The 17,143-nt window shown below is 68.1% G+C and carries 14 protein-coding genes; 8 read left to right on the top strand and 6 right to left on the bottom strand.

Annotated elements, in window-relative coordinates; genetic code table 11:
• Window positions 1–3: 3 nt before the first annotated feature.
• Window positions 4–723: a response regulator transcription factor gene (locus tag AUL36_RS19355; RefSeq protein WP_062223389.1), complete on the bottom strand. Its 720-nt coding sequence runs from the start codon at window positions 721–723 to the stop codon at window positions 4–6.
• A 296-nt stretch (window positions 724–1,019) separates the two neighbouring features.
• Here AUL36_RS19355 and AUL36_RS19350 point away from each other — a divergent pair, with 296 nt between their 5' ends.
• Complete coding sequence (locus AUL36_RS19350) at window positions 1,020–2,174, top strand: glycosyltransferase (RefSeq protein WP_062223388.1); 1,155 nt, start codon at window positions 1,020–1,022, stop codon at window positions 2,172–2,174.
• A 100-nt stretch (window positions 2,175–2,274) separates the two neighbouring features.
• Here AUL36_RS19350 and AUL36_RS19345 read toward each other — a convergent pair whose 3' ends face one another.
• Both AUL36_RS19345 and AUL36_RS19340 read right to left on the bottom strand, forming a co-directional pair.
• Window positions 2,275–3,141, bottom strand: a complete 867-nt coding sequence (locus AUL36_RS19345; RefSeq protein ID WP_062223386.1) for a glycosyltransferase family 2 protein — start codon at window positions 3,139–3,141, stop codon at window positions 2,275–2,277.
• Window positions 3,120–5,198: an HAD-IIB family hydrolase gene (locus AUL36_RS19340; RefSeq protein ID WP_062223384.1), complete on the bottom strand. Its 2,079-nt coding sequence runs from the start codon at window positions 5,196–5,198 to the stop codon at window positions 3,120–3,122. Before AUL36_RS19340 ends, AUL36_RS19345 begins: the two co-directional genes overlap by 22 nt.
• Before the next feature lie 69 nt (window positions 5,199–5,267).
• Here AUL36_RS19340 and AUL36_RS19335 point away from each other — a divergent pair, with 69 nt between their 5' ends.
• Together AUL36_RS19335 and AUL36_RS19330 are read left to right on the top strand one after the other, a co-directional pair.
• A complete protein-coding gene (locus AUL36_RS19335; RefSeq protein ID WP_062223382.1) occupies window positions 5,268–6,308 on the top strand; it encodes a glycosyltransferase family 4 protein in 1,041 nt (346 codons plus the stop codon).
• Window positions 6,308–7,489 carry a glycosyltransferase family 4 protein gene (locus AUL36_RS19330; RefSeq protein WP_062223483.1) on the top strand — a complete coding sequence of 394 codons (1,182 nt, stop codon included), beginning with the start codon at window positions 6,308–6,310 and terminating at the stop codon, window positions 7,487–7,489. The genes AUL36_RS19335 and AUL36_RS19330 overlap by 1 nt, the downstream gene beginning before the upstream one ends.
• Here the strand turns inward: AUL36_RS19330 and AUL36_RS19325 are convergent.
• Entirely contained in the window at window positions 7,477–8,460 is a 984-nt protein-coding gene (locus AUL36_RS19325) for a hypothetical protein (protein WP_062223380.1), read from the bottom strand. The genes AUL36_RS19330 and AUL36_RS19325 overlap by 13 nt on opposite strands.
• A 100-nt stretch (window positions 8,461–8,560) precedes the next feature.
• Here AUL36_RS19325 and AUL36_RS19320 point away from each other — a divergent pair, with 100 nt between their 5' ends.
• Window positions 8,561–9,805 carry an acyl-CoA dehydrogenase family protein gene (locus AUL36_RS19320; protein ID WP_210168873.1) on the top strand — a complete coding sequence of 415 codons (1,245 nt, stop codon included), beginning with the start codon at window positions 8,561–8,563 and terminating at the stop codon, window positions 9,803–9,805.
• Window positions 9,802–11,127 (top strand): PIG-L family deacetylase, encoded by a 1,326-nt coding sequence (locus tag AUL36_RS19315; protein ID WP_062223376.1) that lies wholly within the window; start codon window positions 9,802–9,804, stop codon window positions 11,125–11,127. The genes AUL36_RS19320 and AUL36_RS19315 overlap by 4 nt, the downstream gene beginning before the upstream one ends.
• On the opposite strand, the gene AUL36_RS19310 is transcribed toward AUL36_RS19315, so the two are convergent.
• Window positions 11,066–12,232, bottom strand: coding sequence for a glycosyltransferase (locus AUL36_RS19310; protein WP_062223375.1), 1,167 nt, complete (start codon window positions 12,230–12,232; stop codon window positions 11,066–11,068). The two genes, AUL36_RS19315 and AUL36_RS19310, sit on opposite strands and share 62 nt — an antisense overlap.
• A gap of 4 nt (window positions 12,233–12,236) precedes the next feature.
• On the bottom strand, window positions 12,237–13,820 hold the full coding sequence (locus tag AUL36_RS19305) for an aldehyde dehydrogenase (NADP(+)) (protein WP_062223373.1): 1,584 nt from the start codon (window positions 13,818–13,820) through the stop codon (window positions 12,237–12,239).
• Between the two features lie 167 nt (window positions 13,821–13,987).
• Between AUL36_RS19305 and AUL36_RS19300 the strand changes: the two genes are divergently transcribed.
• The 3 genes from AUL36_RS19300 to AUL36_RS19290 are packed head-to-tail and all read left to right on the top strand — an operon-like array spanning window position 13,988 to window position 16,979.
• Complete coding sequence (locus AUL36_RS19300; protein WP_062223371.1) at window positions 13,988–15,457, top strand: sensor histidine kinase; 1,470 nt, start codon at window positions 13,988–13,990, stop codon at window positions 15,455–15,457.
• A 26-nt stretch (window positions 15,458–15,483) separates the two neighbouring features.
• Window positions 15,484–15,909 (top strand): response regulator, encoded by a 426-nt coding sequence (locus tag AUL36_RS19295; RefSeq protein WP_058600011.1) that lies wholly within the window; start codon window positions 15,484–15,486, stop codon window positions 15,907–15,909.
• Window positions 15,910–15,914: 5 nt separating this feature from the next.
• Window positions 15,915–16,979, top strand: a complete 1,065-nt coding sequence (locus AUL36_RS19290) for a response regulator (protein ID WP_062223369.1) — start codon at window positions 15,915–15,917, stop codon at window positions 16,977–16,979.
• Window positions 16,980–17,143 lie beyond the last annotated feature (164 nt).

Raw genomic sequence — 17,143 nt, 5'->3', positions numbered from 1 at the left:
GGCTCAGACCTTCTCGACCGGAGCCGCGAACTGGTATCCGCCGTTGCGCACCGTCTTGAACAGGCGAAACACCCCGTTGTCGCCGATCTTCTTGCGAAGCCGGCTCATGGTGACGTCGATCGTGCGATCGAACGGATCGGTGGAACTGCGCCCATGCAGGAGGTCCATCAGCATGTCGCGCGACAGGACGCGGCCAGGTCGCTCCAGAAAGATCACCAGGAGATCGAACTCCGCGCCCGTCAGATCGACGTCCTGCCCCGAACCCTCGTCGCGCACGCGGCGTGTCGCGGTGTCCAGATGGAAGCTCTCGAAACGGTAGCGCGGCGCGGGAGCCACCGCCTCGCTCCCCCGGCCGCCGCGCCGGAGCACGGCGCGAATGCGGGCCACCAGTTCGCGCGGATTGAAGGGCTTCACGAGATAATCGTCGGCGCCCAGCTCTAGTCCGATGATGCGGTCGATGTCTTCCTTGAGGGCGGTCAGGAGAATGATGGCAAGGTCCGGTGTGCGGTCCTTCACCTCGCGGCAGAGATCGAGCCCCGAGCCATCCGGCAGCATGACGTCGAGCACCACGAGATCGAACGTCTCGGCGGCCAACCGGCTTTCGCAGTCGCGCCGGTCCGCCGCCAGCCGGATGTCGAAGCCCTGATCTTCCAGATAGCGCCCGAGCAGGTGCCGGATGTCGGCGTCGTCGTCCACCACCAGAAGTTTGATGCCCAAGCTCATCCGCCTTGCCTTCGCTTTGGAGGCCGTCCCGCGTTCTCGTTAGCGCGGTTTGGCCGTGGCGGAACGGATCATTTTGTTGCGAAACCTTGCGGGCGGCGTGACGCGCGACAATCCGCCCGCGCAACGCTCCCCCGCGTCGCAGCCCGCCAAACGACGCCTTTGCGCCTCGCCGCGACGATGGCACGCGCGCGGTCACGTCCCGCCTACCGATCCCCGGACTCGTCATTTTGCGGATGCGGCCGATATGCCCCCGTCTCTGCGGCCATCCGCACCCCTCCCTGGAGCTCGGCACCCCCTTGAAGAAACCCATCTCCTTCTTCGTGCATCATCAGGGGCGTGGACACGCCAACCGCACCATGGCGCTCGTGTCGGAATTTGCGAAGGATCGCCCGGTCTCGGTGCTGACGGCGGGGCCGCATCTGTTCGACGGGTTCGAGCGCGACATCGAGATCGTGCCCCTGCCCAACATGATCGGCGCAGGCGTGCCGACGCCCCGCCTCTACGCCGAGCCGACGCCGAGCGTGATGCATTGCGTGCCGCTCGGCGTGTCGGAAATGCGCCGGACCATGCGCACCATCCTCGACCATCTGGACGATCGCGACACCGGCCTCTTCGTGGTGGATGTCTCCTGCGAGATCGGCCTCCTGGCGCGCGCGGCGAGCGTGCCCTCGATCCAGATCAGGATGCATGGCGACCGGGGCGATATCGGCCATGTCGGCGCCTACGAGGCGGCCGTCGGGATGCTCGCGCCCTTCGACGAGCGCATGGAACAGGACGACTATCCCGCTCGCCTGCGCGCCAAGACCTTCTATTCCGGCGGCCTGTGCACGACGCTGGATGCCGTGCCCGGCAAGGCCGAGGCGCGCGCCAAGCTCGGCCTCGATCCGACCCGCGAGATCGTCGTGGTGCTGACGGGCGGCGGGGGCAGCGGCACACCCTATGCCCCGCTCACGGTCGCTGCCCGCGCCGCGCCGGACGCGCTCTGGCTGGTGCTCGGCCCGACGCACCGCGAAGGGCATGAGACGGATTTCAGCAATTGCCAGGAGCTCGGCTGGGTGCGCGGCGTCACCGACTATCTCGCCGCCGCCGATATCGTGATCGCCTCGGCGGGCGACAACACGGTGCATGAGATCGCGCGGGTCGGCCGGCCTTTGGTGGTGATGCCGGAATGGCGCTATTTCGGCGAGCAGACCCGCAAGGCCGAAGCGCTGGTGCGGCTCGGCGCGGCGGTCACCGCCCCGGCCTGGCCGGGCGACCTCGCCGGCTGGCAGGCGCTTCTGGAACGCGCGCGCGGGTTGGAGACGCAAGCCATTGCCTCGCTCTACGACGCGGAGGCCGCCCGCAAGGCCGCCGGCTGGCTGGAAGGGCTCTGCGACGAGCTTTGGGCCGGGGCTACGGAGGCAGATGCCAAGACAAGCGCCGCACCGGCGCTGAGCGTCGTCGCCAGCTGATCCCGCGCATTGTCAGATACGCGAATTCTCGCGGCGGAACGATAGAGAGTCCGCCGCGAGATGCCCGCCAGGGCCGGGACGTTGTGACCTGAGAGCCTTTTCAGCTGAACAAACGCTCGCCCGGCTGAAGCGCTGAGGCAATTTCCTGCGGCTCGGGGCGGCGGTGCAGCTTGATCCGCTCGGCGCTCTCGCTCCAGCCGATCAGGCCCTGATCCCGGAACTGGCCGAGCCAGTAATCCATGCACCAGCGCCCGTGCTTGTCGCGAAAGCGCGCGGCGTTGCGCAGGATATGGTCGAACTGGTGGAGCGGCGGGACGTGCACGGGATGGTGCTGGTGATAGGCCCGCGCGCCCGCCGTCCAATAGAAGCGAAGGCCGGATGCGCCGGCGCGCGCGGCGAAATCGGTTTCCTCGCCGCCATAGCCATGGAAGCTCTCGTCCATGCCGCCGAGCGCCAGATAGCGCTCGCGACGCAGCGCGAAGGACAGGCCCCATAGCTCGCCAGAATCGGGCTCCTCGCGTACGCCTGTGTCGGGCATGGCGGGCTTGGACGGGTGCGCCTGCCCGATCCGGTCGAGCGCGGCGTAGTCGATCGCCTCGCCCACCGCACCATCCGGCAAATATAGAACCTCGCCGAGAAACAATCCGTCTCGCTCCCCGGCCGCCGCGCCATAGGCGGCCACGAGGTCCGGGCCTGCGATGCAGTCCACGTCGAGAAACACCAGCACCTCGCCCCGAGCCGCCTCGGCCGCGCGATTGCGCGCGGCCGCGAGCGGCATCGGATCGCCCGGCACGAAGACATGGCGCACGGGCAGCCCGATCTCGGGCAGGTTGCCGTGCGGCTCCGCCTGCATCCAGGCGATGACGAGTTCGTCGGGCCTTTGCGTTTGAAGCGCGAGGCTCTTCATAAGGTTGGCGAGATGGCGCTCGCGGCCGCGAACCAGCGTCAGAGCACTGATGATGGCCATGTCGCGCGCGCCTTGTTGCGGAAGTGAAGAACGCCTTCGATGACCCCGCGCGCATGGGTGGCGCGCGCGACATAGGAATGCTTGAGCGAAGGCAGACTCGCCAGATCGTCGGAGAAATTGGCGACGATAATGGCCTGCGGAATCGTGCGCAGCATCTCGATGTCGTTGCCGGAATCCCCGGCGACGAAGACCGCGTTTTCGGGCAGGCCATAGCGCCGCCGTACGAAATCCACCGCCGTGCCCTTGGAAGCGCGCACGGGCAGGATATCGAGATAGCGCCCGTGGCTGTGGATCACCGAGCAGCGCAGGCCCGCCAGTTCCAGTCGCTCGCGCACGCGAGACGTGATCTCGCGGTCGCCATCGCTGAAATAGGAGAGCTTGAAGGCGCGCTGTTCCAGCGCGGCCTGCGGCACGAGGCCCGGCAGCCAGCGCAGGGCGCGGTGGACGGCCTCCCGGTTCCAGCCCCGGCGCACGGTATCACGCCAGTCCGGATCGGCGGTATAAGTCGTTCCGTTGCTGTCGAGATGATAGATTTCCGAACCGACCGAGGTGATCATCACCTGCGGGCGCGGCGCGTTGCGCTGCTCCAGAATCGACATGGCGCTGTGGAACGAGCGGCCGGTGGCGACGCCGAAAACCAGGCCGTCCTGCTCGCTGCGCCATTGCGTGAAGCGCTGAACGCCGATGTCGCAGCCGACCAGCGTGTTGTCGATATCGCAGATCAGAAGCTGCTCGACCTTGGCGCCTGTCGCCTGCCGGCGGGCCAGCAGAGACTGCACCAGCTCATGATAGCGCGCGGCGTGCCGGCTCCAGTCATAGGCCGCGACGGCCTTGGCGCCGGCCGCCGCATAGCGATCCCACAAGGCGGAGTCGCGCAGAATGCGCAGCGCCCCTTCGGCGATGGCCTGCGTGGACTGCGGGTCCACCAACTCGCCATTGCCGCACATCTCGATGATGTCGTTCGGGCCGCCGCTGTCGGTGGCCACCAGCGGCAAGCCGACCGCCGAGGCTTCCAGCAGCGTCAGGCCGAAGGGCTCGTTGAGGGCGGGATTGACGAAGAGGCCGCGCCGATCCCGCGCATAGGCGTAGATCGCGGCCACATCGTCGGGCCGGTGCGTCTTGGGATAGGCGACGTGGCCGTAGAGATCGTAGCGATCGATGAGGCATAGGATCTCGCGGATTTCGCCGGACATTTCGCCGTCGAGCGCCGAGAGGTCCTGCCGGTTGCCGGCCATGATCACGAGATTGGCGCGCTGGCGCAGTTCGGCGCTTTCGCCATAGGCACGCACCAGGGCGCAGAGGTTCTTCTTGGCGACGGGCCGCGCCAGCGCCAGAAGCACCGGCTTGTCCGGCTCGTTCAGAAACCGGTTGATCGAAGCCTCCACTTCGGAGCAAGCGGTCGCCGCGCCGAAGCGCTCGAGATCGCTGCCGGGTGGCAGGATGCGGATGCGGCCGGGGTCGTATTCGCGGTAGCCGGCATATTGCACCTCCGCCTCGTCGCGCGAGGAGGCGATGACCAGCGAGGCGCGCGCGATGGCCGCTTCCTCGATCTCGATGCGCTTGTCCAGATGCGGCACGTCGGCGGCGCGCGCGCCCATCACCTCGGCCTTCACCCGGCCGAGCGAATGGGCGGTAAAGACGAACGGAATGCCGAGCCGATCTTCCACGATGGCGGCGACGCTGGCGGCATCGGCATAATGGGCATGGATCAAGTCAGGGCGCTCGTCCTGCGCCTCGATCCAGGCGATCAAACCTTCAGCGAAGCTTTCCGTCTCGGCCCACAAATCCTCCTTGGGCAGATAATCCGGCCGCGCGCTCGCCAAGCGCAGAATTTCGATGCCGGATTCCTCGCGCACAGGCGCTGGCGCGTATTCGTCCCCCAGTTCGCTCACGAACCCCCGCGTCGCGATCACCGTGCGGCGCACGGGACCTGCCGTGGAGGACGCGCGAACCAGATCGAGCAGATAGCGGATATGGCCCCCCGTATCGGCCGTCAGACCATAAGCGACATTCTCGGCGCGCAGGCAGCCCTGCAGGGCGACATGAAGCAAGAACATGACCGTCTCCCTTTCCAACCCCTCATCTCGCCCATAATGACCGAGGAAGAGTTTTGTTCAGGTCCCCAAATGCTCCGCATCGCTCAAGTCGCGCCTAACATTTTCCCGGTTCCGCCGATCAATCACGGCGGCACCGAAAGAATTGTCCAAGAATTAAGCGCCGCGTTGCGAAGTCTTGGTCACGAGGTAACGCTGTTCGCGCCGACCGACAGTGCGACGAATGGCCCGATCATCGGTTCCCTACCGAGTCTTCAGGCGCTGGAGACTCAATATGGCCAAGTTCCTCCCTCTATTCCGGCGGTTCTGGAGGCGGTGCAGATGGAGCATCTGCGCCGGCATCTCGGGTCCTTCGACATCGTCCATTGTCACGGCGAATTCTTCCACGCCGCGCTTCTGGGCGAGCGGCGCAAGCACAGCCTGACCACCATCCACTGGCGGGTGGACGAGCTGGATCGGCAACTCTTCTTCGCCGCCTTTCCCGATCTGCCGGTCGCCGCCATCTCGGCCGCGCAGGAAAGCGGCATCCCGGAGGCGAACCGCGCCGGCGTCGTGCATCACGGGATCGACGGATCGCGCTACGCGCCCCAGACCGCGCCGGGGCGCTATCTCGCCTTTATCGGCCGCATGACGGACCAGAAACGCCCCGACACGGCCATCCGCGTCGCGAAGGCTGCTGGGCGCTCCATCCGACTGGCGGGCACGGTGGATGTTGGGAACCCGCTTTACTTCGAGCGCGAGGTGCGCCCGCTCCTGTCGCAGAGCGCCGAATATGTCGGCCCGGTGGACGACGCGGCCAAGAACACGCTTCTCGGCGGGGCGGAGGCGCTTCTGTTTCCGATCGACTGGCCGGAGCCTTTCGGCCTGGTGATGATCGAGGCCATGGCCTGCGGCACGCCCGTCATCGCCTGGAAGCGCGGCAGCGTCGCCGAGATCGTGGAAGACGGCGTCACCGGATTCGTGGTGGAGAGCGAAGCGGAAGCGGTGGACGCGCTCAAGCGGATCGGCACAATCGACAGGGCGGGCGTGCGCCGCCGCTTCGAGGAGCGGTTCACCAGCCGCCACATGGCCCAGCGCTATGTCGAACTCTATGAAAGGCTTCTCGCCCAATGATGCGAACCGCCCTGATCGCCTGGGACTATCCGCCTTCGCCGAGCGGCCTGTCCACGGCGGCCCGCGAGATCGCGGAAAGCCTCGTTCTGGCCGGCTGCGACGTCACCGTCTTCACGCTCGACCGCACGGGGCGCGAGACGGCGGGCGGCGTGTCCATCGTCGGCTGCGCCATCGACAAGGCGAGCGGCCTCGGCCGACTGAGGCTCTATGGCGGCGCGGGGCATCTGGCCGCCCCGCTCGCCTTTCGCCGCGCGGTTCTCGCCGAACATGCCGCCCGGCCCTTCGACGTGGTGGAGGCGACCAACTGGTATGCCCCGGCCGCGCTTTTGACCGGACGGCACGGCTTCGCGCTGGTGACGCGCAACTCGACGCCCGCCGCCTTCTCGCGCGATCCGGCTATCAGTGCGCGGGACCGGATCGACGGCTGGGCGGCCGACCGGCTGGAAATCCGGCAGGCCAAGGGGAGCGCCGGGCTCATCTCGAACACGGGCGAACATGCCCGCCGCATCACGGCCGAGTATGGCCTCTCCGGGCATCAGCCCCACGCGGTGGTCGGCCTCAGCCTGCCGCCCGGCACGCTGGCGCGGGCGAAGGCCGCCGCCTATCCCGAGGCCAGGCCGGGCGAGCCGCTGCGGCTTCTTTTCGTCGGCCGGGCGGAGCATCGCAAGGGCTTCGACATGATCATGGAAGCGGCCGCGATCCTCGGCGCGGAGGCCGACCGCGGCGCGATCCCGGACTTCGAAGTGCGCCTCGTCGGCGTGCCGGAGGGCGATGTCCCGGCCGATCTGCCCGAGCCGGCGCGCCGGCGCGTCAAGGCGCTGGGGCGGATGCAGGAAGAGGCGCTGGCGGTGGAATATGCCGGGGCGCACGCGGTTCTCGCCCCTTCGCGCTACGAGAGCTTCGGCCTCGTCTATCAGGAGGGCATCGCCTATGGCCGGCCGATGGTCGCCAACGCGCTGGACGCGAGCGGGCGCGAGTTCGTGGGCGATACGGGCGCGGGCCTGATGGCGGCGAGCGACACGGGCGCGGCTCTGGCCGACGCCATCCGCCCGATCCTGACCAGCGACGAGACCCGCCAGTCGCTGCGCGCGGCGGCGCGGAAAGCCGCCGGTCGCTTCAACCGATACACGCTGGGCCGGGAAACGCTGGCGCTCTACGGCAAGGCCCGTCAGGCCTCGTAGGGGCGCAGCAGCTCGCTTTCTTCGAACAAGCGCCCGCCGCCGGGGTTCATCGCCTCGTAGCGGCGGGAGCGCGCTTCCACATGGGCGCGCCCGAGATGGTGCCGGATGCCGCCGCCGAGAAACAAAAGACTCTGCTGCCAAGGGCGCGCCGGGCGCTCGTGCACGGGGTTCTCGTAGCGCACGGAGCGGCGGTTCAGCCGATATTGCGTGTCGGGAAAGAGATCGGACAGGACGCCATCCACCCGATTAGCACGCCGCAAGCCAATCGAGATGACATCCGGCCCGACCGCGCCCACGAGATAGGGCAGCGCCTCGGCGACGCCCTCCTCCAGCGTCTCGTCGGCGTCGAGTTGCAGCACCCAATCATGGCGCGTCAAGTCCTGCGCGGCGTTGCGCTGGGCGGCGAAATGGCCGGCGAGCGGGCGGTAGCGCAGGCGCAAGCCGGGGCCGTCCTCGCCCGCGCCTTCCCCGTCGAGCAGGATCAGCACATCGTCGCACCAGACGCGCGCGGCCTCCGCCAAGCCCAGCGCGGCCTCGCGCTCGGCCGCGCGGCAGAGGATGGCGAGGCTGATCGGCGCGGACGGCCCGTCGGTGAGCGGGCGCAGATGCGCCGCGCCGGGGAGCGGCGAATGGGGTTGGCGCAGCGCCTCGGCCTGTGCTTCGCCCATCGGCTCGGCCCAGAGCCCGTGCAGCGTGGCAGCCGAGCGCAGCGTATAGGCGTCGAACCCGTAAGGCGCATCGGGCTCGCACACGACCGGCCCCGGCTTCAGCGCCCGGCCGAGTTGCGCGCGGCTTGGTGCGTCGGCCGCCGGATCATCCACCAGGAGCCCGCAGGACCCGCAGGCGAACGCGAAAGGACGCACCCGCTCGCCCCAGGACAGATCGCGCCCTTCCCCGTCCCAAAGCCGTGCGCTGCACAGGAAACAGCGAGGAACGCCCGCCCGGTGCTCCGAATGTCGTTTCCCGGCCATCCAAATGAGTCCTATGCGATTGCCGTGCGGCATCTAGCTCATGGTGAGGCGCTGTCCATCGCGGTGGCTGTCCGAAGGTTTCTTGAGCGATCCAAACTCCGTGTCGACCAGCGCCTCCGACCGCGCGGGCGCCGAGCGCCGGCACACGGCTCCGGGAAACGGAGACAGTGACGGCACCTCGCCCGTCCATCACGAGACGCGCGACATCCGACGTCAGCGCCAACCAGATGAGTTCACCGCCATGGAAGAGCTTTCGAGCGAGATCATCGACGGGTCCGTCCGCGCGCTCGCGGAGATCACGCCTCTCGCCGCCGCGCGGGCGGACGGGCACGAGGCCGATCTCACGGCCGAGTTGGAGGCCCTGCGCCGGCATGGCTGCCTCGCCGCGCCCATGCGCCCCGAAGGGTCAGGCTTTGCCTATGCCTACCCGGCCGCGCGCTCGCTGCCCTTCTTCGTGGCGCTCGGCAGCGCCGATCTCAGCCTCGGCCGCCTGTTCGAAGGCCATGCCAACGCGCTGCAACTCGTCTCGCTGTTCGGCCGGGCGGATCAGAAGGCGATGGTGCGCGCGCGGGTCGAGCATGGCGCGCTGCTTGGCGTCTGGGGTGCGGATGGCAGTCCGCCCTTTGCGGTCGAGCCTATCGAGGGCGACCGCCTGCGGCTGACCGGGGCCAAGCGCTACGCCTCCGGCCTCGGCTGGGTTTCGCTGGCGCTGGTTCCGGTGACGGAGGCCGACGGGCGGCTTCAGCTTCTTCTGATCGATGTGGACGAGCCCTCCCGCCTGGACTTCTCCAGCTGGAATATGCGCGGAATGCGCGCCTCGCGCTCGGGCACGTTCCGGTTCGACGGGATGGAGATTTCCGTCTCGGCGCGTCTCGGCGGGCCGGACGACTATCGCCGCGAGCCCTTCTTCATGGGCGGCATCTGGCGCTGCGCGGCGGTTCAGCTCGGCGCCGTCGAGCGGATCGTGCGCGGGCTGGCGGATGGTCTGCGCGAGACGGGGCGGCTCGATCACCCGCTCCAGAGCGCGCGGGTCGGCGAAGCCATTCTGGCGGCGCGGGACGCGCGGCTTCAGGTCGAGGCGGCGGCGCGCGCGGTGGAAGGCGGCGAGGAGGCCGAGCTTGCCGCCTCGCTCGCGGTTTTCGCCCGGCTGCGGGTGGAATCGGCGGGGCTGGCCGTGATCCCGCTGGCCGAACGCGGCCTCGGACTTTCGGCCTTTGCGGAAGACCATCCCTTGGCGCGTTCGATCCGCGACCTATCAACCTATCTGCGGCAGGCCAACCCGGATGCCGCGCTGTTGGATCATGCGCGCCGGCTGGCGGCGCGCCTGCCGGAGATTTTCAGATGAGCCGCTACGGCGACTGGTGCGCCCGCCACGATGTGGCCCCCGTCGTGGACCCGCTGCTCCTGATCGGCGCGGGCGGGCTGGTGGTCATCGCGCCGCATCCGGACGACGAGGCGCTCGGCGCGTCCGGCCTGCTTCTGGCCGCAGCGCAAGCCGGGCGCGCGGTCGGCCTCGTCGCGCTGACCGATGGCGAGGGCTCGCATCGCGGCTCGGCCGAATGGCCGCCCGAACGCCTGGCCGCGCGTAGGCGCGAGGAACAGGCGCTCGCCATGGCGGAATTGGGCTGCGAAACCGCCGAGATGCTGCGCCTCGCCCTCCCCGACGGCGCATCCCGCTGGCACGACGATTTCGCGGGCGCGGCCGAAAAGGTCGCGGCGCTCTGCGACCGAACAGGAGCGACGGCGCTCGCCTCCACCGTGCTTTTCGACCCGCACCCGGACCATGAAGCCGCCGCGCTCCTGGCGGAGGCCGTGCATCGGCTGCGCCCCCATATCCGGCTTCTGTCCTATCCCGTCTGGTCGCTGCGCCACCCCGAGGACAAGGAGGTGGATGTCGAAGGCTTGCACCCGTTCCGCGTCGAGACGCCGATCGTGGAAAAGGCGCGCGCCATCGCCCGGCATGAAACCCAGATGGGCGGCATCGTGACCGACGATCCGGAAGGCTTCGCCCTGCCGGACTGGTTCCTGCGCCATCATCAAGGCCCGTTCGAATGTGTGTTCTGGCACATGAGGCCGGGTACGCCGCCGGGTGCGGAGCATTTCGAGACACTCTATCGCGGAGACAACGATCCCTGGGGGGCGCGAGACAGCGCCTATGAGATCGAGAAGCGCGAGGACGTGATCCATTTCCTCGGCGACGACTGGCGGGGCCAAGCCATCGAGATCGGCTGCGGCGAGGGTCATCTCTCGGCCGCGCTCGCCACCCGCTTTTCTGCGGTCACCGGCTTCGACCTCGACCCGAACATCGTCGCGCGCGCGAACGCGCGCCATGGCGCGCCGGGGCGCGTGGAGTTCCATGTCGGGCGAATGCCGGACGACTTCCCCGATCGGCCCTTCGACCTGCTCGTTCTTTCGGAAATGCTCTATTTCCTGACCGAGCCGGAGATCGAGACGCTGCTCTCTCGCGCCTGCCGCAAGTCGCGGCCGGGCGCGGGACTGCTTCTGGTCAACTATCTCGGCCCCACCGACACGCCGCTGTCGGGCGACGACGCGGCGGACTTCCTGCGTATGGTCGCGGCCGAAAAGCTGACGCTGGAGCGCTCGATCAGGCGGGATCGCTACCGGCTGGACTTGCTGCGCTTTCGCGCACCGCCTGGAGAAGGTTGAGGAGAGCGGGCAGCTCAGAGGCCAGTTGCGAGCGGCGCAGGCGCTCGCGCTTCAGCAGGGGGCTGAGTTCTTCCACGAGGGTCCAGGCTTCGCCGGGCGTAGCGGCGGCTTCGACAGAGCCGATCTCGGCGGCGGTCAGTCCCAAAGCTGACAGAATGTCTCCGCGCGCTTGCGCAGAGCCGGCTCGCGCAAAAGCCAGCCGCGCGCGAATGCGGCGCTCCAGCGCCTCCGCCGGCTCCAGCGCTTCGTCCACCAGTGGGTCGGCCTCGTCGCGCGAGCGCTTCAACTCGTCCGACAGGCCGCCCCGCGCCCGGCCGTCGAGCCGGCAGGAGGTCCAGACCAGCGGTCCCTCGCTGAACCGCACGGGCAGCCCGAGCGCGCGCACGCGGCGGAGCAGCGCGCGGTCCTCGCCGAAGCTGGTGACGGGCAAGCCGCCGACCGCGCCATAGACACCCGCGCGCAGCCCGAAATTGGCCCCGCCGATATTGCCGTGATGCGGCCAGGGGTTGAGCGGATCGGGGTCGAGCCGGGCGTCGATCTCGCGCGAGGCGGCGCGGTATTCGCGCAGCACCGTTTCCGCCGCCTCGTCGGTCGGTGGCAGGAGCGCGGCTTCGGCCGGGTCGAAGCCGATGGCACCGCAGACGAGCGCCGCGCCGCCGATGAATTCCGCTTCGTAGGCCGCGCGCCAACCGGGCTGAACCACGGTATCGGCGTCGATCGAGAAGAGATGGGCGTGTGGCGACAGTTCGAAGGCGAGGTCGAGCGCAAGGCGACGAGCGAGCGGGGCCGAGCCCCGGCCGGGCTGCCAGTCCACGTCGAGAAGGAGAAACGGCGCGTCGCCGGTTTCGAACAAAGCGAGCGCGCGCACCAGCGTGTCGTCGGTCGAGCCGTTGACCACGAGCACGACGCCTTCGCCCGGCGCAAGTTCGGCCAGCAAGGCGCGCAAGGTGGCGTCGATCCGCTCCGCCTCGTCCCGTGCGGGAAGAATGGCGACGGCCCCCGCCGCATCGAACGCGCCGCCCCGATGAAGGGCGACGCGAGCGAGAGCCTCATGGCTCCCAAGCGTTTCCAGCCGGAACGGCTGCACCGGCTGGGGATCGATCATGCTTTTAGCTGTTCGGCGCGACGAGCTTGCCGTCCTGGCGACGCCAGAGCTTCAGCGGGTTGGCGTCCTTGAGCGCATCGGGCAGGAGCGCGTCCGGCAGGTCCTGATAGGAGACCGGGCGCAGGAAGCGCTCGATCGCCTTGGAGCCGACCGAGGTCGAGCGGCCATCGGCCGTGGACGGATAAGGCCCGCCATGGACCATGGCGTGAGAAACCTCGACGCCCGTGCCGAAGCCGTTGACGAGGATACGGCCCGCCCGCTTTTCCAGAAGCGGCAGGAGCTTGCGCGCCGCCTCGTGGTCGGAGTCGGCGATGTGGATCGCGGCGGTGAGCTGGCCTTCCAGACCCTGGATCACCTTGGCGAGTTCCGCCTCGTCGCGGCAGCGCACGACGAGCGAGGAGGAGCCGAACACCTCTTCCTGCAGATGCGCGTCGGACAGGAAGTCCGAAGCCGACACGGCGAAGAGCGCCGACTGGCCGCGCAACTCGCCGCCTTCCTGGCCCCGGCCGAGCGTCTCGACCTTGGCATGGCCTGCGAGCTTGGCGACGCCGCCCGCATAGGACTTGCAGATGCCGGGCGTCAGCATGACGGCGGCCGAAGTCTCGGCCAGCGCCTTGGCGGCGGCGGCCTCGAAGGTCTTCAGCCCGTCGCCTTCCACGGCGAGAATGAGGCCCGGATTGGTGCAGAACTGGCCGGCGCCGAGCGTCAGCGACGCGACGAAGCCCTTGGCGATCGCCTCGGCCCGTGCGGCCAGCGCGCCGGGGAAGAGGATCACCGGGTTGATCGAGCTCATCTCGGCATAGACCGGGATCGGCTCGGGGCGGGCGGCTGCGATCTGCATCAGCGCCGTGCCGCCGCCGCGCGAGCCGGTGAAACCAACGGCCTTGATGCGGTGGTCGGCGACGAGGCCCTGGCCGATCTGGCGGCTGGCGTCGAACAGAAGCGAGAACACGCCCTCGGGCATGTTGCAGCGCTGGGCCGCAGTCAGAACGGCGCGGCCGACGAGTTCCGACGTGCCGGGATGGGCCGAATGCGCCTTCACCACGACGGGGCAGCCGGCCGCGAGCGCCGAGGCCGTGTCACCGCCGGCGACCGAGAAGGCGAGCGGGAAGTTGGACGCGCCGAACACGGCGACGGGCCCAAGCGGCACGTTGCGCAGGCGCAGGTCCGGGCGCGGCAGGGGCTGGCGCTCGGGCATGGCGGGATCGACGCGCGCGTCGAGGAAGCCGCCATCGCGCAGGACGCCCGCGAACATGCGAAGCTGGCCCATCGTGCGGCCGCGCTCGCCTTCGACGCGGGGGCGCGGCAGGCCGCTTTCCTGGCAGCAGCGTTCCACCAGTTCGTCGCCCAGCGCCAGGATCTCGTCCGCGATGGCTTCAAGGAAGCGGGCGCGATCCTCGAGGCTGGTTTCGCGATAGGTGTCGAAGGCCTCGTCGGCGAGGCGGCAGGCCTTTTCCAGATCGTCCTTGGTGGCGCCGCCGAAACCCGGCTCGATGCGCTGGCCGCTGGCCGCTTCGACGCCGAAGATCTCGCCGGCCGTTCCCTTGGCCAGCGTGTGGCCGATGATGAGTTCGCCCTGGATGGTCATGGTATTTCTCCGCCATGGCTGGAAGCAGGCGCTTCCGAAAGACTGGCGCTTTCCTATAGACCTTCCATCTCGGTTGGAACCGCTGTTTTCGTTTACAGGGTCTAAATGTCTGAGAATTCGTTCCGCGTCTCTCGAACTCGCCCTTCCGCTCGTCCGGGAGAAAGCTTGTGAGGCGCCTGTCGCGCGTCACCGTTGGCGCCGTGGCGACAGGTTTCGCCCTTCTCGTGATCGCCGGGGGCGCGACGACATGGCTGATTGCGCGCGTGGCCGACAACACGGCGCTCGTCTCGCATTCGCTGCGGGTCGAGCTGGGTCTGTCGCAGTTTCGCACCTTGTCGGAACAGGCCGAAACGGCGCGGCGCGGCTTCCTTCTCGATCCTGACGCCCGCTTCGCACGCGCGGTCGAGGGCATCGCAGGCAACATGGGCCCCGCGTTGGAAGATCTGCGCGCCATGGTGCGGGACAATGCCGACCAAAGCCATCTGTTGGATCGCCTCGCGGCCGCGAGTCGCGAGCATCTCATTCTGATCCGCAGATCCATGGCGCAGCGCCGCACGGAAATCTCGCCCAGCGGTCTCGACTTCTCCTGGGACCGCTCGACCCAGTTGATCCAGCAGGTTCGCGAACTCGCCGGTACCCTGACCGAGGAAGAACGTCAGCTCCTGGACGAGCGCATTGAGCGTCAGCAGGCCAGCCAGCGCATCGCTTATGCCGTCATCGCTCTCGCGGCCGTTCTTCTCATGCTGGTGGCAGCGGGCACGATCTGGGTGACGCGCAGCACCCTTCGCGCGCTCCATCGCACCAGCGGCGAGTTGGCCCGGCTGAACGACGATCTGGAAGGAGCCGTGCAGGCGCGCACGGTCGATCTTCAGCGTGCCAACGACGAAATCCAGCGCTTCGCCTATATCGTCAGCCACGATTTGCGCTCACCTCTCGTAAACGTGATGGGCTTCACGAGCGAGATGGAGGCCACGATCCGACCCCTGAGCGAGCTTGTGGAGCGAGCGGAGGCCGAAGGCTTCCCCGTATCGGAGGACGCCAAGCTCGCCGTGCGCGAGGACCTGCCGGAGTCGATCCGCTTCATCCGCGCCTCCACCGAGAAGATGGACCGCCTTATCAACGCCATCCTGCGCCTGTCGCGCGAAGGGCGGCGCAACCTCGCGCCCGAGCCGATCGACATGAACGCCCTGGTCGCCGGAATCGTGGGCAGTTCCCAGCACAAGTTGCAGGATGTGGGCGGCGAAGTGCGCGTGTCCCCCCTGCCCAGCCTCGTGAGCGACCGGGTGGGTCTGGAGCAGATTTTCTCCAATCTCATCGAGAACGCCATCAAATATCGCAAGCCCGGGCGCCCGCCGGTGATCGAGATTCGCGGCCGGCGCGAAGGCGAGCGCGCCCTGTTCGAGGTGGCCGACAATGGGCGCGGCATCGACCCGAAGGACCATGACCGGGTCTTCGACCTGTTTCGCCGCTCCGGCACGCAGGATCAGCCGGGTGAAGGCATCGGGCTGGCTCATGTGCGCGCGATGGTTTATCGTTTGGGAGGCATAATATCTTGCGAATCAACTCTTGACGCCGGTGCGACATTTTGCCTTTCCATGCGGGCCGACCTTTCGGACGAAGGAGCTAGAGCGTCTTGAACTCGCCGCGTAGCGTTACGATCGTCATGGTCGAGGACGATGAAGGCCATGCGCGCCTCATCGAAAAGAACATCCGCCGGGCGGGCGTCCACAATCCAATTCGCCATTTCACCGATGGAACCAGCGCCCTGAACTTCCTGCTGGGAGATGCCGACGGGCCTTCGGGAGGCCATCCCGCGCTCGTGCTTCTGGACCTCAACCTGCCCGACATGAGCGGCACCGACATTCTGGTGCGCATGAAGGAGAATGCCGCCGGCCCGCTGCGCCGCACGCCGGTGGTGGTGCTGACCACGACGGACGACAAGGTCGAGATTCAGCGTTGCTACGATCTGGGCGCCAATGTCTACATCACGAAGCCCGTGAATTACGAAAGCTTCGCCCAGGCCATCCGGCAGCTCGGCCTTTTCCTGTCCGTGATCCAGATCCCGGAAGCGACCAGCGAAAGCATCTGACCAGCATGGCACGGGTTCTTTATATCGACGACGACGAGGGCCTGTGCCGTCTGGTCCGGCGCGCCATGGAACGGCGTGGCCATACGATCGAAACGGCCTCGGGCGGGACGGAAGGCCTAGAACGGCTCCGCGAGGGTCGTTTCGATCTCGTCGCCGTGGATCATTACATGCCGGGCATGGACGGGCTGGAAACGCTGGCCGCCATGGCCCGACTGCCCCATCCGCCTCCCGTCGTCTATGTTACCGGCTCCGAAGAAGGGCGCGTGGCGGTCGCCGCCCTCAAAGCGGGGGCGGCCGACTACATCGTCAAGACGATCGGCGACGACTTCTTCGACCTTCTCCAATCCACCTTCACGCAGGTTCTCGACCGTCGCCGGCTCGAAGCGGAAAAGGCCGAAGCCGAGGCCAAGCTGCGCGCCTCCTACGAGCGGGTCGAGGCGCTTCTGAAGGAAGCGAACCACCGCGTCGCCAATTCGCTCCAGATCGTCTCGGCTTTCGTGCGGCTTCAGGCCTCGGCCGTGACCAGCGAGGAAGCACGCTCGGCCCTGCGCGATACGCAGCAGCGCATCACGGCCATCGCGCAGGTTCATCGCCGCCTCTACAATTCCGACGATCTCGACCTCGTGGAAATGTCCGACTATCTGGCAACGCTTCTCGCCGAGGTGGAGGCCACATGGTCGACGCCGCTCGCGCCGCATCGCCTGCGCTTGTCGGCCGAGCCGATCCGCCTCGCTACCGACAAGGCTGTGTCCATGGGCGTGCTCGTGGCGGAGCTGGTGAGCAACAGTTTCAAATATGCTTATCCGCCGGGCGTTGCGGGTGAAATCCGGGTCGATCTGCGCGCGGACGGGCTCGGCTTCGTCCTGCGCGTCGAGGACGAGGGACAGGGCTTCACCCCCGGCGCGCCGCCCAAGGGCACGGGTACGGGCACCAAGCTCGTGCGCGCCATGGCCAGCAGCCTGGGCGCCGACATCCAGCACGAGAACGACGCTTCGGGCTATCGCGTGCGTATTCGGGCGGCCGAAGGGTGCGGGCGCGGGGCCAGCCTTCCGGCCTGCGCCTCGCCATAAGCGCGCGATCCGCACTAAAACATGTCCCCCAAACTCAGCTTCTTTTCACCGCAGCGACATATGTTAGACATGAATTCAGGAATCGTGCGAAACATCCCAAGGATGACGAATGCGACGCCTGCAGCTGGCCCGCGTCAAGGCGGCCGACCGATTGCGACGGGAGC

The organism is Aureimonas sp. D3 (assembly GCF_001463805.1).
Taxonomy (GTDB): domain Bacteria; phylum Pseudomonadota; class Alphaproteobacteria; order Rhizobiales; family Rhizobiaceae; genus Aureimonas; species Aureimonas ureilytica_A.
Note: the sequence above shows the minus strand (reverse complement) of the source record. Positions and strands in the feature narration are given on the sequence as shown.

Bases quoted from the DNA above. Each gene is read 5' to 3' on its own strand.
- AUL36_RS19355 (WP_062223389.1), bottom strand. From the start codon at position 723: ATGAGCTTGGGCATCAAACTTCTGGTGGTGGACGACGACGCCGACATC.
- AUL36_RS19345 (WP_062223386.1), bottom strand. From the start codon at position 3,141: ATGGCCATCATCAGTGCTCTGACGCTGGTTCGCGGCCGCGAGCGCCAT.
- AUL36_RS19340 (WP_062223384.1), bottom strand. From the start codon at position 5,198: ATGTTCTTGCTTCATGTCGCCCTGCAGGGCTGCCTGCGCGCCGAGAAT.
- AUL36_RS19335 (WP_062223382.1), top strand. From the start codon at position 5,268: ATGCTCCGCATCGCTCAAGTCGCGCCTAACATTTTCCCGGTTCCGCCG.
- AUL36_RS19330 (WP_062223483.1), top strand. From the start codon at position 6,308: ATGCGAACCGCCCTGATCGCCTGGGACTATCCGCCTTCGCCGAGCGGC.
- AUL36_RS19325 (WP_062223380.1), bottom strand. From the start codon at position 8,460: ATGGCCGGGAAACGACATTCGGAGCACCGGGCGGGCGTTCCTCGCTGT.
- AUL36_RS19315 (WP_062223376.1), top strand. From the start codon at position 9,802: ATGAGCCGCTACGGCGACTGGTGCGCCCGCCACGATGTGGCCCCCGTC.
- AUL36_RS19310 (WP_062223375.1), bottom strand. From the start codon at position 12,232: ATGATCGATCCCCAGCCGGTGCAGCCGTTCCGGCTGGAAACGCTTGGG.
- AUL36_RS19305 (WP_062223373.1), bottom strand. From the start codon at position 13,820: ATGACCATCCAGGGCGAACTCATCATCGGCCACACGCTGGCCAAGGGA.
- AUL36_RS19295 (WP_058600011.1), top strand. From the start codon at position 15,484: ATGGTCGAGGACGATGAAGGCCATGCGCGCCTCATCGAAAAGAACATC.
- AUL36_RS19290 (WP_062223369.1), top strand. From the start codon at position 15,915: ATGGCACGGGTTCTTTATATCGACGACGACGAGGGCCTGTGCCGTCTG.